A 20,139-nucleotide genomic window follows, 5' to 3' on the forward strand; every position below is an offset into this window, starting at 1 on the left:
ATGGCGACCATCCGCAACCTCAGGCTGGTTCCTTTCCGCATCCCCTTAAGGGCCCCCTTGCGCTGGGGTAAGGCCTCGGAAATGGAGGCCATCGAGCATGCCCTTGTGCAGGTGGAGCTCAGCGATGGTTCCCTGGGCCGAGCGGAGGTGGCCATACGGCCCACCATCTACGGGGAGACCTTGGGGAGCGTAAGGGCGGGGCTAGAGTACCTGAAGCCCAGGCTTCTGGGCCTCGAGGCCGACGACCAGGAGGGGATTCGGGGCGTGCTGGAGGCCTTCCCCTGCAACCTGGGGCTGAAGGGAGCCTTAGACATGGCCATCTGGGAAGCCTGGGCGAGAAGCGAGGGGGAGGAGCTTTCCCAGGTGCTGAAGCCCGCCAAGCACCGGGTGCGGGTTTCCTACATTCTGGGCATGGCTTCCGAGGAGGAGATGCTTTCCGATGCCCGCCTGGCCTACGAGGCGGGGGTGCGGGTCTTCAAGGTGAAGGTGGGCCGGGACCTCGAGGGGGATACCCGCAGGATCGCCCGCCTCAAGGAGGCTTTCCCCGACGCCGAGCTTTACGCCGACGCCAACGAGACCCTCTCCCCCAAGGATGCGGAAGCCTACCTTCTCGCCTGGAAGGAGATGGGCCTCCTCTACGTGGAAGAGCCCCTGCCCACCGAGGAGGTGGAGGCCAGGAGGAAGCTAAGGGAGAAGAAAATCCTCCCCCTCATCGCCGATGATTCGGCCATGACCCCCAAGGACCTCCGCCGGGAGCTCACCTTGGACACCTTTGACGTCCTGAACCTCAAGCCCGCCCGCACCGGCATCACCTGGACCCTGGAGATGCTTTCCCTGGTCCGGGAAAAGGGCAAGCGGGCCATGGTGGGCAGCCAGGCGCAGAGCTCCTTTGGCGCCTACCAGTCCGCCCTCCTGGCCTTCCAGCAAGGGGTGACCGAGCCCAATGAGCTGGCCTTCCACCTGAAGGCGGAAGGGGGCTTCTTTCCCTTCCCTCCCTTCCGCGAGGGCTGGCTCTACTTTGAGGATCTGGTGGAGGGGCGCTTTGACGAGGAGGCCTTCCGCCGCTACGCCCTAAAGGAGCTCTAGGGCCTCCTGGAAATCCCGTAAAATGCCCTGTGCCCCTGCTGCAAGAAGAGTTTCCCCCCCATGCCCCGTGAGAAGGGCGTAGGTGGGGATCCCCGCCCCCACGGCGCTCCTCACCCCGGAAGGGGAGTCCTCGAAGGCCAGGGCCTCCTCAGGAGCGATTCCCAACCGTTCCAGGGCCACCCGGTAGGGGAGAGGGTCGGGCTTACCCCGGCCCACCTCCTCCGCCAGGACCAGGAGGGGCGGGTGGAGGCCTAGGGCCTCCAGCACGTGGTGGGCGTTGGCCTTGGGGGCGTTGGTCACCACGCCCCAGGCGAGGCCCTTAGCCTCAGCCTTGGCCAGGAGCTCGTGAAGCCCGGGGGTGGGCTTCAGGTTCTGGGCCAAATCCCGGAAGCGGGCCTCCTTGGCCTCGATGAGCTTCTCCGCCGCCTTCCCTTCCAGCCCCAAGAGTTCGCGGACGATCTCGGGGTTAAGCCGGCCCGAGATGCGCTCGCGGTAGAACCCGGGGCCCACTTCAAGGCCGTAAGGGGCCAGGACCTCCCGCCAGGCCAGGAGGTGGAGGGGGTCGGTGTCGGCCAGGGTGCCGTCCAGGTCAAAAAGCAGGGCTTTAGGCATGCACTGCCCTCCGCTCCAGGCCCGAGATCAAGAGGAAAAGGGCCGAGGCCAGAAGGAGAAGTCCATAGGGAATCCCCGCCGTGGGCAAAAGGGCAAACAAGGCGGGAATCAGGGTGCTACCCGTGGCCCCCGCATAGAGCAACCCGCCCAGGGCCCGGTGGCCGAAGCGGGCCTGCACCAGGGCGAAGAGGGTGGAGAAAAGGGGGCCCAGGAGGAAGCCCACCAGGGGAAAGAGGAGGGCAGTCGGGGGTAAGAGGTTGAGGAAAAGGAGGACAAGGACCCCAAGGAGTAGGGTTCTTAGGGCCACCAGGGGATTCCCTGCCACCCGCTTGGCCAGAAAGAAACGGCCCAGGGCCAGAAAGAGCCAGTACAGGGAAAGGAGCACCCCACCCAAGGCCGTGGGATGGCCCAGGTGCTCCAAATAGACCCGGTTCCAGGCGGCCAGAGCTCCTTCTAGGCCCGTGTAGACCGCCACCAACAGGAGGAAAGGCCAAAGCCCTCGCCCGCGTTCCTTAGGTGCCTGGGTTACTGCTGGCGCCTGCCAAAGGAGGAGGGCACCCACCCAGGCCAGAAGGCCCGCCAGGGTGAGGACCCCAGCATAGGGCAATAGGGTGAGGGCAAAGGGGGTGAAGACCGCTCCCAGGCCGAAGGCCACGTTCACCCGGTTCAGGAGTCCCACTCGCCTCCTGGGGTCAAGCTCCCCCACCAGGCTGTTCCCGTGGACGTTCATCACCCCTTCCCCCAGGCCCAGGAGGCAGGCCAAGGCGATCACCCAAGGGAAAGACGGGGCGAAGGCCACCCCCAGGAGGGCCAGGCCCACCAGGAGGAGGGCGGCGGGGAAGAGGGGGTGGCGCCTTTCCCCTTGGGCCAGGCGCACCCCCAGGAGGAGGCCCAGGAGGAGGGCGGCGAAGAACCAGGAAACCTCCCCCTCTACCCCGTACCGCTCCCGCCACACGGGCAGGGCCGCCCCGGGCAGGGCCACGATGACCCCCACCAGGAAAAGCGCCAGGAAGGAGCCCCAGAAAAAGCGCACGTCCGTTATTCTTCTCCTAACTGACCCTTTGGTCAATAATGGAGAGGATGGAGGAGGCCCTGGAAAAGGCTTTGGCGGGCGAGGGGTACTTTGCCTTTCCTGGCCTTCTGCTGGTGCGGGGGCCCGACGCTCTTTCCTTCCTTCAAGGCCAGGTTACCCGGGATCTCAGAAGGCTTTCTGGACCCATGGGGGCTTTGTTCCTCAACCACCGGGGGCAGATAGAGGAGGCGGCCACGGTGTTTTCGCACCCGGAAGGCTTTCTTCTGGCTCCCTGGGGTACCTTGGAGGGCTTAAAGGCCCGGCTGAAGCGTTACATCGTCTTTGACCAGGTGGAGCTTCTGGAACTCCCCCTTTACCGGCGCCTCCATGCCGATGGGCGGGAGGAGGTGACGGAGGGCGGGGAAGGGGCCTACCCCCTGGAGCTTTACCCCCTCTACACCCTCCTAAAGGGCCTTCCCCTCCTCTCCGACATCCGCGGGGAGCTGCCCCAGAGCGTGGGGCTTCTCCACCTGGTGGACTACGGCAAGGGGTGCTACGTGGGCCAGGAGATCATGGCCCGCCTCGAGGGGAAGGAGGTGCACCATTGCCTTGTGGGCCTAAGGGGGCTTTCCCCTGCCCAAGAAGCCCCCTTTGACCTCCTGCTGGAGGGGCGCACGGTGGGGGAGGCCAAGCGGGTGATGGAAACCCCCTTCGGGGTTTTGGGCCTTGCCGTGATGCGCAAGGAGGTGCCCCTAGGGGCGGTGGTGGAAGGAGGTGGGGGACGCTTTCTCCTGGAGCCCCTGCCCTTCAAGGAGGCCACATGGAGCGGGCGGAGATCATCGGGGTAGGCACGGAGCTCATCTACGGGGAAACCCTGGACACCAACACGGCGGAGATCGCCAGGAGCCTCGAGGCCTACGCCCTCAAGGTGGAAAGGACTCTTAGGGTGGTGGACGAGCCCCTTCCCTTGGCCCGGGAGGTGGGCCAGGCTTGGGAACGGGCGAGGCTTTTGGTGCTTTCCGGGGGCCTGGGCCCCACCCCTGACGACGTGACCCGGGAGGCGGTGGCCGAGGCCTTAGGGGAGCCCTTGGTGTTGGACGAGGAGATGCTTTCGGAGATTGAGGCCATCTTCCGGGCCCGGGGGCGGAGCATGCCCGAGGCCAACCGCAAGCAAGCCTTGAGGATCCCCTCGGCCACCTGGCTTAAAAACCCCAGGGGCACCGCTCCCGGCTGGTGGGTGCGGAAGGAAGGGAAAGACCTAATTCTCCTGCCTGGGCCTCCCCCTGAGTGGCGGCCTATGTGGCAGGAGGTCCTGCCCAGGCTGAACCTCCCCCGCCGCCCCTACGCCAAGCGGGTCCTGAAGACCTGGGGCATCGGGGAGTCCGAGATCGTGGAAAGGCTCGGGGAGCTCTTCCAGCGGGAGGCAGAGGTGGAGGTGGGCACCTACCCCAAGCTCCAGGGGGTGGAGGTGGTGATCCGGGGCCGGGAGGATCTGGTGGCGGATCTTTCGGAGAAGATCAGGAAGCGCCTTTTGAAGGAAGTCTGGGGCGAAGGGGAGCTCACCCTGGCGGAAGCGGCCAAGCGCCGTTTGGAGCTGGAAGGGGCCACCCTTGCCACCATGGAAAGCCTCACCGGGGGGCTTCTGGGGGCGGAGATCACCCGGGTGCCGGGGGCGAGCCGCTTCTATTTGGGGGGCGTGGTATCCTATTCCGTAGGGGCCAAGGCCCGCTTCGGTGTGCCGGAGGAACTCCTCGCCAAGACGGTTTCCGCCGAAACGGCCAAGGCCATGGCGGAGGCCGCCCGGGGGCTTTTCGGGTCCACCTATGCCCTTTCCACCACCGGGGTGGCGGGGCCGGACCCCTTGGAAGGCGAACCTGTGGGCACGGTCTACGTGGCCCTGGCGGGGCCTAAGGGGACGGAGGTGCGCCGCTACCGCTTCCCCGGGGACCGAGAGGTGGTGCGGCTCCGAAGCGTTTATGCCGCCTTGGCTTTACTCCTAACATGAGGCTCTTCTACGCGATCTTCCTTCCTGAAGAGGTGAAGCGGGCCTTGGTGGAGGCTCAGGAGCGGGTGGCCCGCTACAAGGGGTGGAAGGAGGTGGCCCCCCACCAGCTCCACCTCACCCTGCTTTTCCTGGGGGAAAGGCCAGAGGAGGACCTGGAGGACCTTTTGGCCCTGGGGCACCGCCTTGGTCGGCTTTTTTCCCCCTTCACCGCCCGCATCCGGGGCACGGGTTACTTCCCCAACGAGGGCACCCCGAGGGTCTGGTTCGCCAAGGCGGAAGGGGAGGGATTTGCCCCCTTGGCGGAAGGGCTTCGGGAAGGGGTACGGGAACTCCTGGGGGAGGAGGCGCTTCTGGCAGGGGGGGATAAGCCCTTCAAACCCCACATCACCCTGGCCCGGCGCAAGGCCCCGGCCCCACGGGTGCCCCCGGTGGTCTTCGGCGTGGAGTGGCCGGTGGCGGAGTTCGCCCTGGTGCGCTCGGAGCTTAAGCCCAAGGGGCCCGTCTATACCATTTTGGAAAAGTTCCCTTTGCGAGGTGACCATGGACGAGAACAAGAGGAAAGCGCTGGAAAACGCTCTTAAAACCATTGAGAAGGAGTTCGGTAAGGGCGCGGTCATGCGCCTAGGGGAGATGCCCAAGCTCCAGGTGGATGTGATCCCCACGGGCTCCTTGGGCCTGGACCTGGCCCTGGGCATCGGGGGTATTCCCCGGGGAAGGGTGATCGAGATCTACGGCCCCGAGTCCGGAGGGAAAACCACTTTGGCCCTCACCATCATCGCCCAGGCCCAGAAGCAGGGGGGTGTGGCGGCCTTCGTGGATGCGGAGCACGCCCTGGACCCCCTCTACGCCCAAAAGCTCGGGGTGAGGGTGGAGGACCTTCTGGTCTCCCAGCCGGACACCGGGGAGCAGGCCCTGGAGATCGTGGAGCTTTTGGCCCGCTCGGGAGCGGTGGATGTCATCGTGGTGGACTCCGTGGCCGCTTTGGTGCCCAAGGCGGAGATCGAAGGGGAGATGGGGGACCAGCACGTGGGCTTGCAGGCCAGGCTTATGAGCCAGGCCCTGCGCAAGCTCACCGCAGTCCTTTCCAAGAGCAACACCGCCGCCATCTTCATCAACCAGGTGCGGGAGAAGGTGGGGGTGATGTACGGCAACCCCGAGACTACCCCCGGCGGCCGGGCCCTCAAGTTCTACGCCAGCGTGCGCCTGGATGTGCGCAAAAGCGGTCAGCCCATCAAGGTGGGGAACGAGGCGGTGGGGATCAAGGTCAAGGTGAAGGTGGTGAAGAACAAACTGGCCCCGCCCTTCCGCGAGGCGGAGTTGGAGATCTATTTCGGCAAGGGCCTGGACCCGGTGATGGACCTGGTGAACGTGGCCGTGGCGGCCAACGTGATCGAGAAGGCGGGAAGCTGGTTCTCCTATGGGGAAACCCGCCTGGGCCAGGGCAAGGAGAAAGCGGCGGACTACCTCAGGGAGCGCCCCGAGCTTTTGGAGGAGATTCGGGCCAAGGTCCTGGAGAGGGCCCACGAGGTGGTGCTCGCGGGAAGCGAGGAAGGGGAGGAGTAGATGACCCTGACCCTTTTGGACCTGGGGCTTCTCCTCCTGGTCTTGGTCCTCTTGGGGGCCCTGTTCCTTCGGCGCAAGGGGGAGGACCGCACGGGGGAGGAGGCCAAGAGGCTCCTGGAGGCCGCCCGGGGGGAGGCCAGGGAGGCCCTCGAGGCGGCCCGCAAGGAGGCCCGGGAGATCCTGGAGGCCGCCCGGGCCGAGGCTCGGGCCCTGCGCCAGGAGGCCGAGGAGCGGGTCAAAGCCTTGCGCCAGGAGCTGGAGGCGGAGCTTAAGCATCGCTCGGAGGCCCTGGAGGCTGAGGCCAAAAAGCGCTTGCAGGGGGCGGAGGAGCGCCTTAAGAGCGAGCGGGAGGAGCTTAAGGCCGAGCGGGAGAGGCTTAGGGCCTTGCAGGAGGAGCTGAAGGCGGAGAGGGAGCGCCTCAAGGGGGAGCGGGAGGAGCTCCGGCGGGAGGCCGAGAGGCTATCCAAGAGGGGCGAGGCCTTGGACGCCCGGGCCCTCAAGCTGGACGCCCTAGAGGAGGCCCTTGCCAAGCGGGAGGAGGCCCTTAAGGCCCAGGAAACCCTTCTGCAGGAGAAGGAACGCGAGGTGGAAAGGAGGCTTCACGAGGTGGCAGGCCTCTCCCCGGAAGAGGCGAGGCGCCTCATCCTGGAGAAGCTGGACCGGGAGCTGGAGGAGGAGAAGGCCCAGAGGGTGCGGGCGGCCTTGGAAAGGGCGCGCCTCGAGGCCCGCAAGGAGGCCCAGAAGATCCTGGCCCAGGCCATGCAACGCCAGGCCTCGGAGACCGCGGCCCAGCTGGCGGTCTCCGTGGTGCCCATCCCCTCGGATGCCATGAAGGGGCGCATCATCGGGCGGGAGGGGCGGAACATCCGCACCTTTGAGGCCTTGACGGGCGTGGACCTCATCATCGACGACACCCCGGAGGCGGTTCTCCTCTCCTCCTTCAACCCCATCCGCCGGGAGATCGCCCGCATGGCCCTGGAGGAGCTCTTGAAGGACGGGCGCATCCACCCAAGCCGCATCGAGGAGGTGGTGGAGAAGGCCAAGCAGGAGATGAAGACCTTCATCTACGAAAGGGGGGAGGAGGCGGCCCTGGAAGCCGGGGTGGTCGGCCTGAAGCCTGGCCTCATCCAGCTTTTGGGGCGGCTCCACTTCCGCTCCAGCTATGGCCAGAACGTGCTCAAGCACTCCATCCAGGTGGCCCACCTCACGGGGATCATGGCTGCGGAGCTGGGCCTGGATGTCGCCTTGGCCCGGCGCGCCGGGCTCCTCCACGACATCGGCAAGAGCGTGGACCGGGAGGTGGAGGGAAGCCACGTGGAGATCGGTATCGCCCTGGCCCGCCGCTTCGGGGAGCCCGCAGAGGTTATAGACGGCATCGCCCACCACCACGACCCGGAGAACGCCGAGACCGTGTATGCGGTTTTGGTGGCGGCCGCTGACGCCCTTTCCGCCGCGAGGCCCGGGGCCAGGCGGGAGAGCCTGGAGGAGTACCTGCAGCGCCTGGAGGCCCTGGAGCGCATCGCCCTTTCCTTCCCCGGGGTGGAGACGGCCTTCGCGGTGCAGGCGGGGCGGGAGGTTCGGGTCATCGTCAAGCCGGACAAGATCACCGACGCCAAGGCCACCCTCTTGGCCCGGGAAATCGCTAACCGCATCGAGCGGGAGATGAACTACCCCGGCCAGGTGCAGGTGACCGTGGTGCGGGAGACCCGGGCGGTGGAGTACGCCCGGTAGGCTAGAATGGGGCGATATGCTGAGGGGCGAGGACATCGGGATCGATCTGGGAACGGCGAGCGTTCTCATTTACGTGCGGGGGAAGGGCATCGTCCTGCGGGAGCCCTCCGTGATCGCGGTGGTGCAGGGGAAGCGGGAGGTCAAGGCGGTGGGGGCCGAGGCCTACCGCATGCTGGGGCGCACCCCGGGAAACATCGTGGCGGTGAGACCCTTAAAGGACGGGGTTATCGCCGACTACGCCCTCACGGAGCGCATGCTCCTCCTCTTCCTGCAGAAGGTGCTTTCCCCCATGAGCCGCTTCTTCCGGCCGCGGGTCATGGTGGGGGTCCCCTCCGGGGTCACGGACGTGGAACGGCGGGCGGTGGTGCAGGCGGTTTCCGCCATGGCCCACAAGGTCTACCTCATCGAGGAGCCCCTGGCGGCGGCCATCGGGGCGGGGATCAACGTGGCCGAGCCCACAGGGAGCATGGTGGTGGACATCGGGGGTGGCTCCACGGACATCGCCGTGATCTCCCTGGGGGGGATCGTGCGCTCGGAGAGCCTGCGCATCGCCGGCAACGAGATGGACCAGGCCATCATCCGCTACGTGCGGCAAAAGTACAACCTCCTCATCGGGGAGCGCACCGCGGAGGAGCTCAAGATCCAGCTGGGCCGGGCCAAAATCCTTCCCGGGGAGGAGAAGGAGGTGGCCGAGGTGCGGGGCCGGGACCTCATCACCGGCCTTCCCCGCACGGCGGAGATCCCCGCCGAGGACGTGGCCGAGGCCTTGAAGGAGCCTTTGGATAAGATCTTCCAGGGGGTGAAGGCGGTTTTGGAAACCACGCCGCCTGAGCTGGCCTCGGACATTTACGAGAGGGGCATTCTTCTAACCGGCGGCGGTGCCCTTCTAAAGAACCTGGACGTGGCCCTGCAGGAGGCCACGGGGGTGCCCGTGGTGGTGGCGGAAAACCCCATAGAGGCGGTGGCCCTGGGCACGGGTAAGGCCTTGGAGATGCTCCACGTGCTGGAGGACACCATCCTGTCTTCGGACGACGTCCTGAAGAGGTGAGCCGTGGAGATCGGGGAGATCCTTGCCCTCCTGCCCCATCGCTATCCCTTTTTGCTCATCGACCGGGTCCTTCACGCCGACGAGAAAACCTTCCGGGCCCTGAAGAACGTCACCTTTAACGAACCCCACTTCCAGGGGCATTTTCCCGGTTACCCCATCATGCCGGGGGTGTTGATCCTCGAGGCCATGGCCCAGGCGGCGGTGGGCACCATCGCCCGGCAGCCGGGCTTCCAGCCGGGGGGGCTGGTCTTCCTGGTGGGGGTGGAGGAAGCCCGCTTCAAAAAGCCCGTGGTGCCGGGGGACACCCTGATTTTGGAGGGGGAGCTTCTCCTCTTCCGCCGGGGCCTGGGCAAGGTGGCGGTCAGGGCCTTGGTGGAGGGAGAGGAAAGGGCCAGCGCCCGGCTAAGCTTCGTGGTCCGGGAGGGATAGGTGGCGGACCTCTCCTCCTACCTCAAGCGGGCCCGGGGCGGGCGGGTGGTGCAGACCGGCTTCCTGGACCTCGAGGCCCAAGCCCTTCTGGAGGAGGCGGCCCGCGCCGAGGGGTTTAGGGTGGCCTTCTTCGGGGGCTTCCCTTTGGCGGAGCGGAAGGTGGCCGTGCTCTACCCGGCGGAGGTCCCCTCCGTCTACGACCCGGTGGAGGTGGTCTTCCTGGAGCGGGAGCCCCCGGACCTGGGGGAGGCCATGGGGGACCTGGAGCCGTGGGAGGGGGGGTTTCTGGTGGCCCTCATCCCCCAGGGCAAGAAGGCGCTCCAAGAAGCCGGCTTTACCCTCCTCCCCCCGCCGGAAGGGGCTTTGAAGGCCAAGAGCGAGCGGGTGCGCACCCTGGTGGTGCCCTCCTTGCGGGTGGATGCCGTGGGGGCTAAGGGCTTCGGGGTTTCCCGCAGCTACTTCGTCCAGGGGGTGAAGGCGGGGAAGGTGCGTCTCAAAGGCCGGCTCGCCTCCCCCAAGGAGGAGATGGCCCCCGGGGACACCCTTTTGGCGGAAGGCTTGGGAAGCCTGAGGCTTGTGGAAGTACTTGGCGAAACCAGGCGGGGAAACTATAAAATCAAGGTGGAGGTGGAACGGTAGGAGCAAAAGGAGAAGGGTCGGGGTAGGCTTGACGGCTTAAGGGATTGCCCTATAAGCTAAGGTTTGTGCTCTTTGGTCGGGCCAAGGGAGCACGGTAAGAGCCAGCCGCCGCGGGGCGCGAGGTCCCGCGGAAGAACCCTGTTAGCTTACCTCGGGCGGCCCGCTTTCCCATCCTTGAGGTGACGCATGGAGATCAAGCGGTTCGGTCGCATCCGAGAGGTTATACCCCTTCCCCCCCTGACAGAAATCCAGGTGGAATCCTACAAGAGGGCCCTTCAGGCCGATGTCCCCCCGGATAAGCGGGAGGACGTGGGCATTCAGGCGGCCTTCAAGGAGACTTTCCCCGTGGAGGAGGGGGACAAGGGCAAGGGCGGTATGGTCCTGGACTTCCTGGAGTACCGCATCGGGGAGCCCCCCTTTTCCCAGGACGAGTGCCGGGAGAAGGATCTGACCTACCAGGCTCCCCTCTATGCCCGCCTCCAGCTCATCCACAAGGACACGGGCCTCATCAAGGAGGACGAGGTCTTCCTGGGCCACATCCCCCTCATGACCGAGGACGGCTCCTTCATCATCAATGGGGCCGACCGGGTGATCGTTTCCCAGATCCACCGCTCCCCGGGGGTCTACTTCACCCCCGACCCCGCCCGCCCCGGGCGGTTTGTGGCCAGCATCATCCCCTTGCCCAAACGGGGACCCTGGATTGACCTGGAGGTGGAGCAAAACGGCACCGTCTCCATGAAGGTCAACAAGCGCAAGTTCCCCCTCATCCTCCTCCTCAGGGTCCTGGGCTACGACGCCGAGACCCTGAACCGGGAGCTTGGGGCCTACGGGGCGCTCGTGGGGGGCCTTCTGGACGAGGCGGTGCTGGCCATGCGCCCGGAGGAGGCCCTGGTGCGCCTCTTCACTCTGCTCCGTCCCGGCGATCCCCCCAAGAAGGACAAGGCCCTGGCCTACCTCTTTGGCCTTTTGGCCGACCCAAGGCGGTACGACCTGGGGGAGGCGGGGCAGTACAAGGCGGAGGAAAAGCTGGGCGTGCGTCTTTCCGGGCGCACCCTGGTGCGTTTTGAGGACGGGGAGTTCAAGGACGAGATCTTCCTGCCCACCCTGCGCTACCTCTTTGCCCTCACGGCTGGGGTTCCTGGGCACGAGGTGGACGACATCGACCACCTGGGCAACCGCCGCATCCGCACCGTGGGGGAGCTCATGGCCGACCAGTTCCGGGTGGGCTTAAGCCGCTTGGCCCGGGGGGTACGGGAGAGGATGGTGATGGGCTCTGCGGATACCCTGACCCCGGCCAAGCTGGTGAACAACCGACCCCTCGAGGCGGCCATCCGGGAGTTCTTCAGCCGTAGCCAGCTCTCCCAGTTCAAGGACGAGACCAACCCCCTCTCCTCCCTGCGTCACAAGCGCCGCATCTCCGCCCTGGGCCCTGGGGGCCTCACCCGGGAGCGGGCGGGGTTTGACGTGCGCGACGTGCACCGCACCCACTACGGCCGCATCTGCCCGGTGGAAACCCCGGAAGGCGCCAACATCGGCCTCATCACCTCCTTGGCCGCCTACGCCCGGGTGGACGGGCTGGGCTTCATCCGCACCCCCTACCGCCGGGTGAGGAGCGGGGTGGTCACCGACGAGGTGGCCTACATGACCGCCACCGAGGAGGACCGGTACACCATCGCCCAGGCCAACACTCCCCTCGAGGGGAACCGCATCGCCACCGACCGGGTGGTGGCAAGGCGCCGGGGAGAGCCGGTGATCGTGGGCCCGGAGGAGGTGGAGTTCATGGACGTTTCTCCCAAACAGGTCTTTTCCGTGAACACCAACCTCATCCCCTTCCTGGAGCACGACGACGCCAACCGGGCCCTCATGGGTTCCAACATGCAGACCCAGGCGGTGCCCCTCATCCGGGCCCAGGCCCCGGTGGTGATGACCGGCCTGGAAGAAAGGGTGGTGCGGGACTCCCTGGCCGCGGTCTACGCGGAGGAGGACGGGGAGGTGGTGGCGGTGGACGGCCGCCGCATCGCCGTGCGCTACGCGGATGGCCGCCTGGTGGAGCACACCCTGCGCCGCTATGTGCGCTCCAACCAGGGCACCGCCTTGGACCAGAGGCCCCGGGTGGTGGTGGGCCAAAAGGTGAAGAAGGGGGACCTTCTGGCGGATGGCCCCGCCTCCGAGGGGGGCTTCCTGGCCCTGGGGCAGAACGTCCTGGTGGCCATCATGCCCTTTGACGGGTACAACTTTGAGGACGCCATCGTCATCAGCGAGGAGCTTTTAAAGCGGGACTTCTACACCTCCATCCACATCGAGCGCTACGAGATCGAGGCCCGGGACACCAAGCTGGGCCCAGAGCGCATCACCCGGGACATCCCCCACCTCTCCGAGGCGGCCCTGCGGGATCTGGACGAGGAGGGGGTGGTGAGGATCGGGGCCGAGGTGAAGCCCGGCGATATCCTGGTGGGCCGCACCAGCTTCAAGGGGGAGCAGGAGCCTTCCCCTGAGGAAAGGCTTCTGCGCTCCATCTTCGGGGATAAGGCCCGGGATGTGAAGGACACCTCCCTCCGGGTGCCCCCGGGCGAGGGGGGCATCGTGGTGGGTACCCTGCGCCTGCGCCGTGGGGACCCCGGGGTGGAGCTCAAGCCCGGGGTGCGGGAGGTGGTGCGGGTTTACGTGGCGCAAAAGCGCAAGCTCCAGGTGGGGGACAAGCTGGCCAACCGCCACGGGAACAAGGGGGTGGTGGCCAAGATCCTTCCCGTGGAGGACATGCCCCACCTGCCCGATGGCACCCCGGTGGACATCCTCCTGAACCCCTTGGGCGTTCCTAGCCGCATGAACCTGGGCCAGATCCTGGAAACCCATCTGGGCCTGGTAGGGTTCTTCCTGGGCCAGCGCTACATTTCCCCGGTCTTCGACGGGGCGCGGGAGCCCGAGATCAAGGCCCTTTTGGCCGAGGCCTTCGACCTCTACTTCGGCCGGCGCAAGGAGGAGGGCTTCGGGGTGGACAAGCGGGAACTGGAGGTTCTGGCCCGGGCGGAGAAGCTGGGCCTGGTGAGCCCCGGCAAGAGCCCGGAGGAGCAGCTTAAGGAGCTCTTCCTCCAGGGCAAGGTGGTTCTCTACGACGGCCGCTCCGGCGAGCCCATCGAGGGCCCCATCGTGGTGGGGCAGATGTTCATCATGAAGCTCTACCACATGGTGGAGGACAAGATGCACGCCCGCTCCACCGGCCCCTACTCCCTCATCACCCAGCAGCCTTTGGGCGGAAAGGCCCAGTTCGGCGGGCAGCGCTTCGGGGAGATGGAGGTGTGGGCCCTCGAGGCCTACGGGGCCGCCCACACCCTGCAGGAAATGCTCACCTTGAAGTCCGACGACATCGAGGGCCGCAACGCCGCCTACGAGGCCATCATCAAGGGGGAGGACGTCCCCGAGCCCAGCGTGCCCGAGTCCTTCCGGGTCTTGGTAAAGGAGCTTCAGGCCCTGGCCCTGGACGTGCAGACCTTGGACGAGCGGGACAACCCCGTGGACATCTTTGAGGGCCTGGCCTCCAAGCGGTAAGCCGCACCGCGGAAACGGGATTGCTCTTAAGTGGAGGAGGAATGAAAAAGGAAGTTCGCAAGGTTCGCATCGCCCTGGCCTCTCCGGAAAAGATCCGCTCCTGGAGCTACGGGGAGGTGGAGAAGCCCGAAACCATCAACTACCGCACCCTGAAGCCCGAGCGGGATGGGCTTTTCGACGAGCGCATCTTTGGCCCCACCAAGGACTACGAGTGCGCCTGCGGCAAGTACAAGCGGCAGCGCTTTGAGGGCAAGGTGTGCGAGCGCTGCGGGGTGGAGGTCACCAAGAGCATCGTGCGCCGCTACCGCATGGGGCACATCGAGCTGGCCACCCCGGCGGCCCACATCTGGTTCGTGAAGGATGTGCCCTCCAAGATCGGCACCCTCCTGGACCTCTCCGCCACCGAGCTGGAACAGGTTCTCTACTTCAGCAAGTACATCGTCCTGGACCCCAAGGGGGCGGTGCTGGATGGGGTACCCGTGCAGAAGCGCCAGCTCCTCACCGACGAGGAGTACCGGGAGCTCCGCTACGGCAAGCAGGAAACCTACCCCCTGCCTGCCGGGGTGGACGCCCTGGTCAAGGACGGGGAGGAGGTGGTGAAGGGGCAGGAGCTGGCCCCCGGGGTGACAAGCCGCATGGACGGGGTGGCCCTCTACCGTTTCCCCCGGCGGGTGCGGATCGACTACCTGCGCAGGGAGCGGGCGGGCCTTCGCCTTCCCCTCTCCGCCTGGGTGGAACGGGAGGCCTACAGGCCAGGTGAGGTCTTGGCGGAACTTCCTGAGCCCTACCTCTTCCGGGCGGAGGAGGAGGGGGTGGTGGAGCTCAAGGAGCTCGAGGAGGGCCACCTCCTCACCCTCCTCAAGGACGACGAGGCCGTGGCCCGCTACTTCCTGCCCGTGGGCCTTACCCCCCTGGTGGTCCAGGGGGAGGTGGTGGAAAAGGGCCAGCCCTTGGCCGAGGGCCGGGGCCTTCTGCGCATGCCCCGGCACATGGCCGCCAAGGAGGTGGAGGCGGAGGAGGAAGGGGATACCGTCTACCTCACCTTCTTCCTGGAGTGGACGGAGCCCAAGGACTACGGGGTGGCCCCCCACATGAACGTGGTGGTGCCGGAAGGAGCCCACGTCCGGGCGGGGGAGAAGGTGGTGGCGGCCATCGACCCCGAGGAGGAGGTGATCGCCGAGGCCGAGGGCATCGTCCACCTGCACGAGCCCGCCAGCATCGTGGTGATGAAAGCCCGCCTCTACCCCTTTGAGGAGGACGTGGAGGTCACCACCGGGGACCGGGTGGCCCCTGGGGACGTGCTGGCGGATGGGGGCAAGGTCAAGAGCGAGATCTACGGCCGGGTGGAGGTGGACCTGGTCCGGAACGTGGTGCGGGTGGTGGAATCCTACGATATCGACGCCCGCATGGGGGCCGAGGCCATCCAGGCCCTCTTGAAGGAGCTGGACCTGGAGAAGTTGGAGGCCGAGCTTCTGGAGGAGATGCGGCATCCCTCCCGGGCCCGGCGGGCCAAGGCAAGGAAGCGCCTCGAGGTGGTGCGGGCCTTCCTGGACTCTGGCAACCGCCCGGAGTGGATGATCCTCGAGGCGGTACCCGTGCTGCCCCCCGACCTCCGCCCCATGGTCCAGGTGGACGGGGGCCGCTTCGCCACCAGCGACCTCAACGACCTCTACCGCCGCCTCATCAACCGCAACAACCGCTTGAAGAAGCTCCTGGCCCAGGGGGCTCCGGAGATCATCATCCGCAACGAGAAGCGCATGCTCCAGGAGGCGGTGGATGCGGTCATCGACAACGGCCGCCGCGGCTCCCCCGTCACCAACCCGGGCTCCGAAAGACCTCTCAGGAGCCTCACCGACATCCTCTCCGGCAAGCAGGGCCGCTTCCGCCAGAACCTCTTGGGCAAGCGGGTGGACTACTCGGGGCGGAGCGTGATCGTGGTGGGGCCCCAGCTCAAGCTCCACCAGTGCGGCCTGCCCAAGCGCATGGCCCTGGAGCTCTTCAAGCCCTTCCTCCTTAAGAAGATGGAGGAAAAGGGCATTGCCCCCAACGTGAAGGCCGCCCGGCGCATGCTGGAGCGCCAGCGGGACATCAAGGACGAGGTGTGGGATGCCCTGGAGGAGGTCATCCACGGCAAGGTGGTCCTCCTGAACCGCGCCCCCACCCTCCACCGCCTGGGCATCCAGGCCTTCCAGCCGGTTTTGGTGGAAGGCCAGTCCATCCAGCTCCACCCCCTGGTGTGCGAGGCCTTCAACGCCGACTTCGACGGAGACCAGATGGCGGTGCACGTGCCCCTTTCCTCCTTCGCCCAGGCGGAGGCCCGCGTCCAGATGCTCTCCGCCCACAACCTCCTCTCCCCGGCCTCCGGGGAGCCTTTGGCCAAGCCCAGCCGGGACATCATCCTGGGGCTTTACTACATCACCCAGGTGCGCCGGGAGAAGAAGGGCGCAGGCAGGGAGTTCGCCACGCCAGAGGAGGCCCTAGCCGCCCACGACCGGGGCGAGGTGGCCTTGAACGCCCCCATCCGGGTGGCGGGCAAGGAAACCAGCGTGGGCCGGTTGAAGTTCGTCTTCGCCAGCCCCGATGAGGCCCTTCTGGCGGTGGCCCATGGCCTACTGGACCTGCAGGACGTGGTGACGGTGCGCTACCTGGGCAAGCGCCTGGAAACCAGCCCGGGCCGAGTCCTCTTCGCCCGCATCGTGGGTGAGGCGGTGGGGGATGAGCGGGTAGCCCAGGAGCTTCTCCAGATGGACGTGCCCCAGGAGAAGAACTCCCTCAAGGACCTGGTCTACCAGTCCTTCCTGCGCCTGGGGATTGAGAAGACCGCAAGGCTTCTGGACGCCCTCAAGTACTACGGCTTCACCCTGTCCACCACCAGCGGGATCACCATCGGCATCGACGATGCCGTCATCCCCCCTGAGAAGCAGAAGTACCTGGAGGAAGCCGACAAGAAGCTTAGGCAGATCGAGCAGGCCTACGAGATGGGCTTCCTCACCGACCGGGAGCGCTACGACCAGGTGATCCAGCTCTGGACCGAAACCACGGAGAAGGTCACCCAGGCCGTCTTCAAGAACTTTGAGGAGAACTACCCCTTCAACCCCCTCTACGTGATGGCCCAGTCCGGGGCCCGGGGTAACCCCCAGCAGATCCGCCAGCTTTGCGGCATGCGGGGCCTCATGCAAAAGCCCTCGGGGGAGACCTTCGAGGTGCCGGTGCGCTCCTCCTTCCGGGAAGGCCTCACCGTGCTGGAGTACTTCATCTCCAGCCACGGGGCCCGGAAGGGTGGGGCGGACACCGCCCTCCGCACCGCGGACTCCGGCTACCTCACCAGGAAGCTGGTGGACGTGGCCCACGAGATCGTGGTGCGGGAGGCGGACTGCGGCACCACCAACTTCATCTCCGTCCCCCTCTTCCAGCCCGACGAGGTGACCCGCTCCTTGCGCCTCAGGAAGCGCTCGGACATCGAGTCCGGCCTCTACGGCCGCGTTCTGGCCCGGGAGGTGGAGGTGCTGGGCCAGCGCCTGGAGGAAGGGCGCTACCTGACCCTCGAGGACGTGGGGCTCCTCATCAAGGCGGCGGAGGCCGGGGAGATCCGGGAGGTGCCCGTGCGGAGCCCCCTCACCTGCCAGACCCGCTACGGGGTGTGCCAGAAGTGCTACGGCTACGACCTCTCCATGGCCAGGCCCGTGTCCATCGGGGAAGCGGTGGGGGTGGTGGCGGCGGAGTCCATCGGCGAGCCCGGCACCCAGCTCACCATGCGCACCTTCCACACGGGCGGCGTGGCGGTGGGCACCGACATCACCCAGGGTCTGCCCCGGGTCATTGAGCTCTTTGAGGCCCGGCGCCCCAAGGCCAAGGCGGTGATCTCCGAGATCGACGGGGTGGTGCGCATCGAGGAAACCGAGGAGAAGCTCTCCGTCTTCGTGGAGTCCGAGGGCTTCTCCAAGGAGTACAAGTTGCCCAAGGATGCCCGCCTGGTGGTGAAGGATGGGGATTATGTGGAGGCGGGCCAGCCTTTGACCCGCGGGGCCGTGGATCCCCACCAGCTTCTGGAAGCCAAGGGTCCTGAGGCAGTGGAGCGCTACCTGGTGGACGAGATCCAGAAGGTCTACCGGGCCCAGGGGGTGAAGCTCCACGACAAGCACATCGAGATCGTGGTGCGGCAGATGCTCAAGTACGTGGAGGTCACCGATCCCGGGGATAGCCGCCTGCTGGAGGGCCAGGTCCTGGAGCGGTGGGACGTGGAGGCCTTGAACGAGCGGCTCATCGCCGAGGGCAAGACCCCGGTGGCCTGGAAGCCCCTCCTCATGGGGGTTACCAAGAGCGCCCTTTCCACCAAGAGCTGGCTCTCCGCTGCCAGCTTCCAGAACACCACCCACGTGCTCACCGAGGCGGCCATCGCCGGGAAGAAGGACGAGCTCATCGGCCTCAAGGAAAACGTCATCCTGGGCCGCCTGATCCCCGCGGGGACCGGAAACGACTTCGTGCGCTTCACCCAGGTGGTGGACCGGAAGACCCTCAAGGCCATCGAGGAGGCCAGGAAGGAGGCGGTGGAGGCCAAGGAGAAGGAGCCCGCTCTCCGCCGCCCTGGCCGCCGCGAGCAGCCTGGGAAGCAGGCCTAAGGCCACCCCACCATGGCTATGCCGGGGTGGGGGTTCCTGGCACCGCCCCAAGGGGTTTTACGCCATAATGGGCCCATGCTAGCGCGGATCTACACCGCCTTTCGCCAGGTGGGGGAGGATCTTTTTCACCATAGGCTCATCTCCGCCACCGCGGGCAACTTTTCCGTGCGCACCAAGGAGGGCTTTCTCATCACCCGAAGCGGGGTGCAGAAGGCCCGCCTCTCCCCGGAGGATCTGGTGGAGGTGCCCCTCGAGGGCCCTTTCCCGGAGGGGGCCAGCGTGGAGAGCGTGATCCACCGGGAGGTCTACCGCAAGACCCCGGCCCGGGCCATCGTCCACGCCCATCCCCGGGTGGCGGTGGCTCTCTCCTTGCATTTGGACCGGATTGTTCCCCTGGACCTCGAGGGCCAGTACTACCTGAAAGCAGTGCCGGTGCTTGCTCCCCAAACCGTGAGCGCCACCCTTGAGGCCGCCCTGGCCGTGGCAGAGGGCCTTAAGGAGCACCGGGCCTGCCTCCTCCGGGGCCACGGGGCCTTCGCCATAGGGCTTAAGGAGAAGCCGGAGGAAGCCCTTCTGGAGGCCTATAGCCTCCTCACCACCTTGGAGGAAAGCGCGGAGATCCTCTTCTATCACCGCCTTTGGGGGAAGGGATGAGGGTGGTCTTTGTGGAGGGTAAGGCAAAGGAGGCCCTTTTGGACTTGGCCCGGGAGCTTCCCCATCCCTACTGGCTTCTTGCGGGGGAAGGGGTGTGGCTTTTGGAGGTGTTCGGCGCCAGCGACGAGGCCTTGGCCAAGGCCAGGGCCCTGCCCGGGGTTAAGGTTTGGGCCTTTACCCTGGAGGATGGGGTAGTCTATAGGGGATGCGGGAAGAAATCGGCTACATCCCCGTAGGGGAGGCGGAGCTTTACGTGGAGGACGTGGGGGACGAACAGGCCCCGGCCCTCCTGGTCCTCCACGGGGGGCCTGGGGGGAACGCCTACGCCCTCAGGGAAGGGCTTCAGGACTACCTGGAAGGGTTCAGGGTCATCTACTTCGACCAGCGGGGTTCCGGCCGGAGCCTGGAGCTTCCCCAGGACCCCAGGCTTTTCACCATAGATGCTTTGGTGGAGGATACTGTGGCCCTGGCCGAGGCCCTGGGGCTGGAGCAGTTTCATCTTCTGGCCCACGGCTTCGGGGCCCTGGTGGCCCTGGAGCTCCTCCGCCGCTACCCGGGGGTCCTGGGGGCGGTGCTCCTTTCCCCCTGGGTGAGCTTCCCCTGGCTTTCCGCAAGGCTTGCGGAGGCTGCGGGGCTCGAGTCTCTTCCCGATCCGGAGCAAAACCTTAAGGTTGCCCTAGAGAAGGCCGAACCCAAGGTCCTCTTTGACCGCCTCATGTTCCCCACCCCCCATGGCCGCCTGGAGTACGAGTGGGTGGCGGAGGGCTCGGGCATCCTGGGGCCGGATACTCCGGCCTTGGCCTTTTGGAAAAACGGCCTCTGGCGGCTGGACTACACCCCCTACCTTTCCCCAAGCCGCAAACCGGTGGCCCTGGTGGTGGGGGAGAAGGACGGCACCAGCTATCCCTATGCCGAGGAGGTGGCGGAGCGCCTCAAAGCTCCCATCCGGGTGATACCCGGGGCCGGGCACTACCCCTGGATCGATCAGCCGGAGGCTTTTGGCGAGGCCTTCCGGGAAGTCCTCGAGGGCCTGCTGGCTCCCTGGAAGGTGTGAGGGATGCCCTTCCAGGGCCAGGAAGGGTGGTAAACTCAGGGCGTCACCGGGGGTGCCCTTTTGTGGGGCTGAGAGATACCCTTGGAACCTGATCCGGGTAATGCCGGCGTAGGGAAGGTGACCAAGGCCCCTCCCGGTGAC

16 protein-coding genes and 1 riboswitch are annotated in these 20,139 nt (G+C 66.5%); of the genes, 14 read left to right on the plus strand and 2 right to left on the minus strand.

Annotated features, from left to right (window positions below):
- Positions 1 to 1,086, plus strand: a complete 1,086-nt coding sequence (locus tag EBI04_RS11660) for an enolase C-terminal domain-like protein (protein WP_135257590.1) — start codon at positions 1 to 3, stop codon at positions 1,084 to 1,086.
- Here EBI04_RS11660 and EBI04_RS11665 read toward each other — a convergent pair.
- Entirely contained in the window at positions 1,072 to 1,698 is a 627-nt protein-coding gene (locus EBI04_RS11665; protein ID WP_135257591.1) for an HAD family hydrolase, read from the minus strand. The genes EBI04_RS11660 and EBI04_RS11665 overlap by 15 nt on opposite strands.
- Positions 1,691 to 2,740 carry an MFS transporter gene (locus EBI04_RS11670; protein ID WP_135257954.1) on the minus strand — a complete coding sequence of 350 codons (1,050 nt, stop codon included), beginning with the start codon at positions 2,738 to 2,740 and terminating at the stop codon, positions 1,691 to 1,693. Before EBI04_RS11670 ends, EBI04_RS11665 begins: the two co-directional genes overlap by 8 nt.
- Positions 2,741 to 2,778: 38 nt before the next feature.
- On the opposite strand from EBI04_RS11670, the gene EBI04_RS11675 reads away from it, so the two are divergent.
- From EBI04_RS11675 to EBI04_RS11735, 13 genes are all read left to right on the plus strand, one after another.
- A complete protein-coding gene (locus EBI04_RS11675; protein ID WP_167481955.1) occupies positions 2,779 to 3,558 on the plus strand; it encodes a YgfZ family protein in 780 nt (259 codons plus the stop codon).
- Positions 3,531 to 4,715, plus strand: coding sequence for a CinA family nicotinamide mononucleotide deamidase-related protein (locus tag EBI04_RS11680; RefSeq protein WP_135257593.1), 1,185 nt, complete (start codon positions 3,531 to 3,533; stop codon positions 4,713 to 4,715). Before EBI04_RS11675 ends, EBI04_RS11680 begins: the two co-directional genes overlap by 28 nt.
- Positions 4,712 to 5,296 (plus strand): RNA 2',3'-cyclic phosphodiesterase, encoded by a 585-nt coding sequence (gene thpR / locus EBI04_RS11685; RefSeq protein WP_135257594.1) that lies wholly within the window; start codon positions 4,712 to 4,714, stop codon positions 5,294 to 5,296. Before EBI04_RS11680 ends, thpR begins: the two co-directional genes overlap by 4 nt.
- Positions 5,256 to 6,278, plus strand: a complete 1,023-nt coding sequence (gene recA / locus EBI04_RS11690) for a recombinase RecA (protein ID WP_135257595.1) — start codon at positions 5,256 to 5,258, stop codon at positions 6,276 to 6,278. Before thpR ends, recA begins: the two co-directional genes overlap by 41 nt.
- Before the next feature lie 6 nt (positions 6,279 to 6,284).
- Positions 6,285 to 8,009, plus strand: coding sequence for a ribonuclease Y (gene rny, locus EBI04_RS11695; RefSeq protein WP_135257955.1), 1,725 nt, complete (start codon positions 6,285 to 6,287; stop codon positions 8,007 to 8,009).
- 16 nt (positions 8,010 to 8,025) lie between these two features.
- Positions 8,026 to 9,057 carry a rod shape-determining protein gene (locus EBI04_RS11700; protein ID WP_028494043.1) on the plus strand — a complete coding sequence of 344 codons (1,032 nt, stop codon included), beginning with the start codon at positions 8,026 to 8,028 and terminating at the stop codon, positions 9,055 to 9,057.
- Positions 9,058 to 9,060: 3 nt separating this feature from the next.
- On the plus strand, positions 9,061 to 9,486 hold the full coding sequence (fabZ, locus tag EBI04_RS11705; RefSeq protein WP_135257596.1) for a 3-hydroxyacyl-ACP dehydratase FabZ: 426 nt from the start codon (positions 9,061 to 9,063) through the stop codon (positions 9,484 to 9,486).
- Positions 9,487 to 10,125 carry an RNA-binding protein gene (locus tag EBI04_RS11710; protein ID WP_135257597.1) on the plus strand — a complete coding sequence of 213 codons (639 nt, stop codon included), beginning with the start codon at positions 9,487 to 9,489 and terminating at the stop codon, positions 10,123 to 10,125.
- Between the two features lie 186 nt (positions 10,126 to 10,311).
- Entirely contained in the window at positions 10,312 to 13,671 is a 3,360-nt protein-coding gene (rpoB, locus tag EBI04_RS11715) for a DNA-directed RNA polymerase subunit beta (protein ID WP_135257598.1), read from the plus strand.
- A gap of 41 nt (positions 13,672 to 13,712) precedes the next feature.
- Entirely contained in the window at positions 13,713 to 18,290 is a 4,578-nt protein-coding gene (gene rpoC, locus EBI04_RS11720) for a DNA-directed RNA polymerase subunit beta' (RefSeq protein WP_135257599.1), read from the plus strand.
- A 75-nt stretch (positions 18,291 to 18,365) separates the two neighbouring features.
- On the plus strand, positions 18,366 to 18,944 hold the full coding sequence (locus tag EBI04_RS11725) for a fuculose-1-phosphate aldolase (protein WP_135257600.1): 579 nt from the start codon (positions 18,366 to 18,368) through the stop codon (positions 18,942 to 18,944).
- Positions 18,941 to 19,180: a hypothetical protein gene (locus tag EBI04_RS11730; RefSeq protein ID WP_135257601.1), complete on the plus strand. Its 240-nt coding sequence runs from the start codon at positions 18,941 to 18,943 to the stop codon at positions 19,178 to 19,180. Before EBI04_RS11725 ends, EBI04_RS11730 begins: the two co-directional genes overlap by 4 nt.
- Positions 19,150 to 19,998 (plus strand): alpha/beta fold hydrolase, encoded by an 849-nt coding sequence (locus tag EBI04_RS11735; RefSeq protein WP_135257602.1) that lies wholly within the window; start codon positions 19,150 to 19,152, stop codon positions 19,996 to 19,998. The genes EBI04_RS11730 and EBI04_RS11735 overlap by 31 nt, the downstream gene beginning before the upstream one ends.
- Positions 19,999 to 20,036: 38 nt before the next feature.
- Positions 20,037 to 20,131, plus strand: a riboswitch (TPP riboswitch).
- Positions 20,132 to 20,139: the final 8 nt, after the last annotated feature.

This window comes from Thermus caldilimi (assembly GCF_004684245.1).
Taxonomy (GTDB): domain Bacteria; phylum Deinococcota; class Deinococci; order Deinococcales; family Thermaceae; genus Thermus; species Thermus caldilimi.

What these genes read in the sequence shown, in the direction of transcription:
- rpoB (WP_135257598.1), top strand. Translation starts at nt 10,312, where the DNA reads ATGGAGATCAAGCGGTTCGGTCGCATCCGAGAGGTTATACCCCTTCCC.
- EBI04_RS11725 (WP_135257600.1), top strand. Translation starts at nt 18,366, where the DNA reads ATGCTAGCGCGGATCTACACCGCCTTTCGCCAGGTGGGGGAGGATCTT.
- EBI04_RS11675 (WP_167481955.1), top strand. Translation starts at nt 2,779, where the DNA reads ATGGAGGAGGCCCTGGAAAAGGCTTTGGCGGGCGAGGGGTACTTTGCC.
- EBI04_RS11665 (WP_135257591.1), bottom strand. Translation starts at nt 1,698, where the DNA reads ATGCCTAAAGCCCTGCTTTTTGACCTGGACGGCACCCTGGCCGACACC.
- thpR (WP_135257594.1), top strand. Translation starts at nt 4,712, where the DNA reads ATGAGGCTCTTCTACGCGATCTTCCTTCCTGAAGAGGTGAAGCGGGCC.
- EBI04_RS11680 (WP_135257593.1), top strand. Translation starts at nt 3,531, where the DNA reads ATGGAGCGGGCGGAGATCATCGGGGTAGGCACGGAGCTCATCTACGGG.
- rpoC (WP_135257599.1), top strand. Translation starts at nt 13,713, where the DNA reads ATGAAAAAGGAAGTTCGCAAGGTTCGCATCGCCCTGGCCTCTCCGGAA.
- EBI04_RS11730 (WP_135257601.1), top strand. Translation starts at nt 18,941, where the DNA reads ATGAGGGTGGTCTTTGTGGAGGGTAAGGCAAAGGAGGCCCTTTTGGAC.
- EBI04_RS11735 (WP_135257602.1), top strand. Translation starts at nt 19,150, where the DNA reads ATGCGGGAAGAAATCGGCTACATCCCCGTAGGGGAGGCGGAGCTTTAC.
- EBI04_RS11700 (WP_028494043.1), top strand. Translation starts at nt 8,026, where the DNA reads ATGCTGAGGGGCGAGGACATCGGGATCGATCTGGGAACGGCGAGCGTT.
- recA (WP_135257595.1), top strand. Translation starts at nt 5,256, where the DNA reads ATGGACGAGAACAAGAGGAAAGCGCTGGAAAACGCTCTTAAAACCATT.
- EBI04_RS11660 (WP_135257590.1), top strand. Translation starts at nt 1, where the DNA reads ATGGCGACCATCCGCAACCTCAGGCTGGTTCCTTTCCGCATCCCCTTA.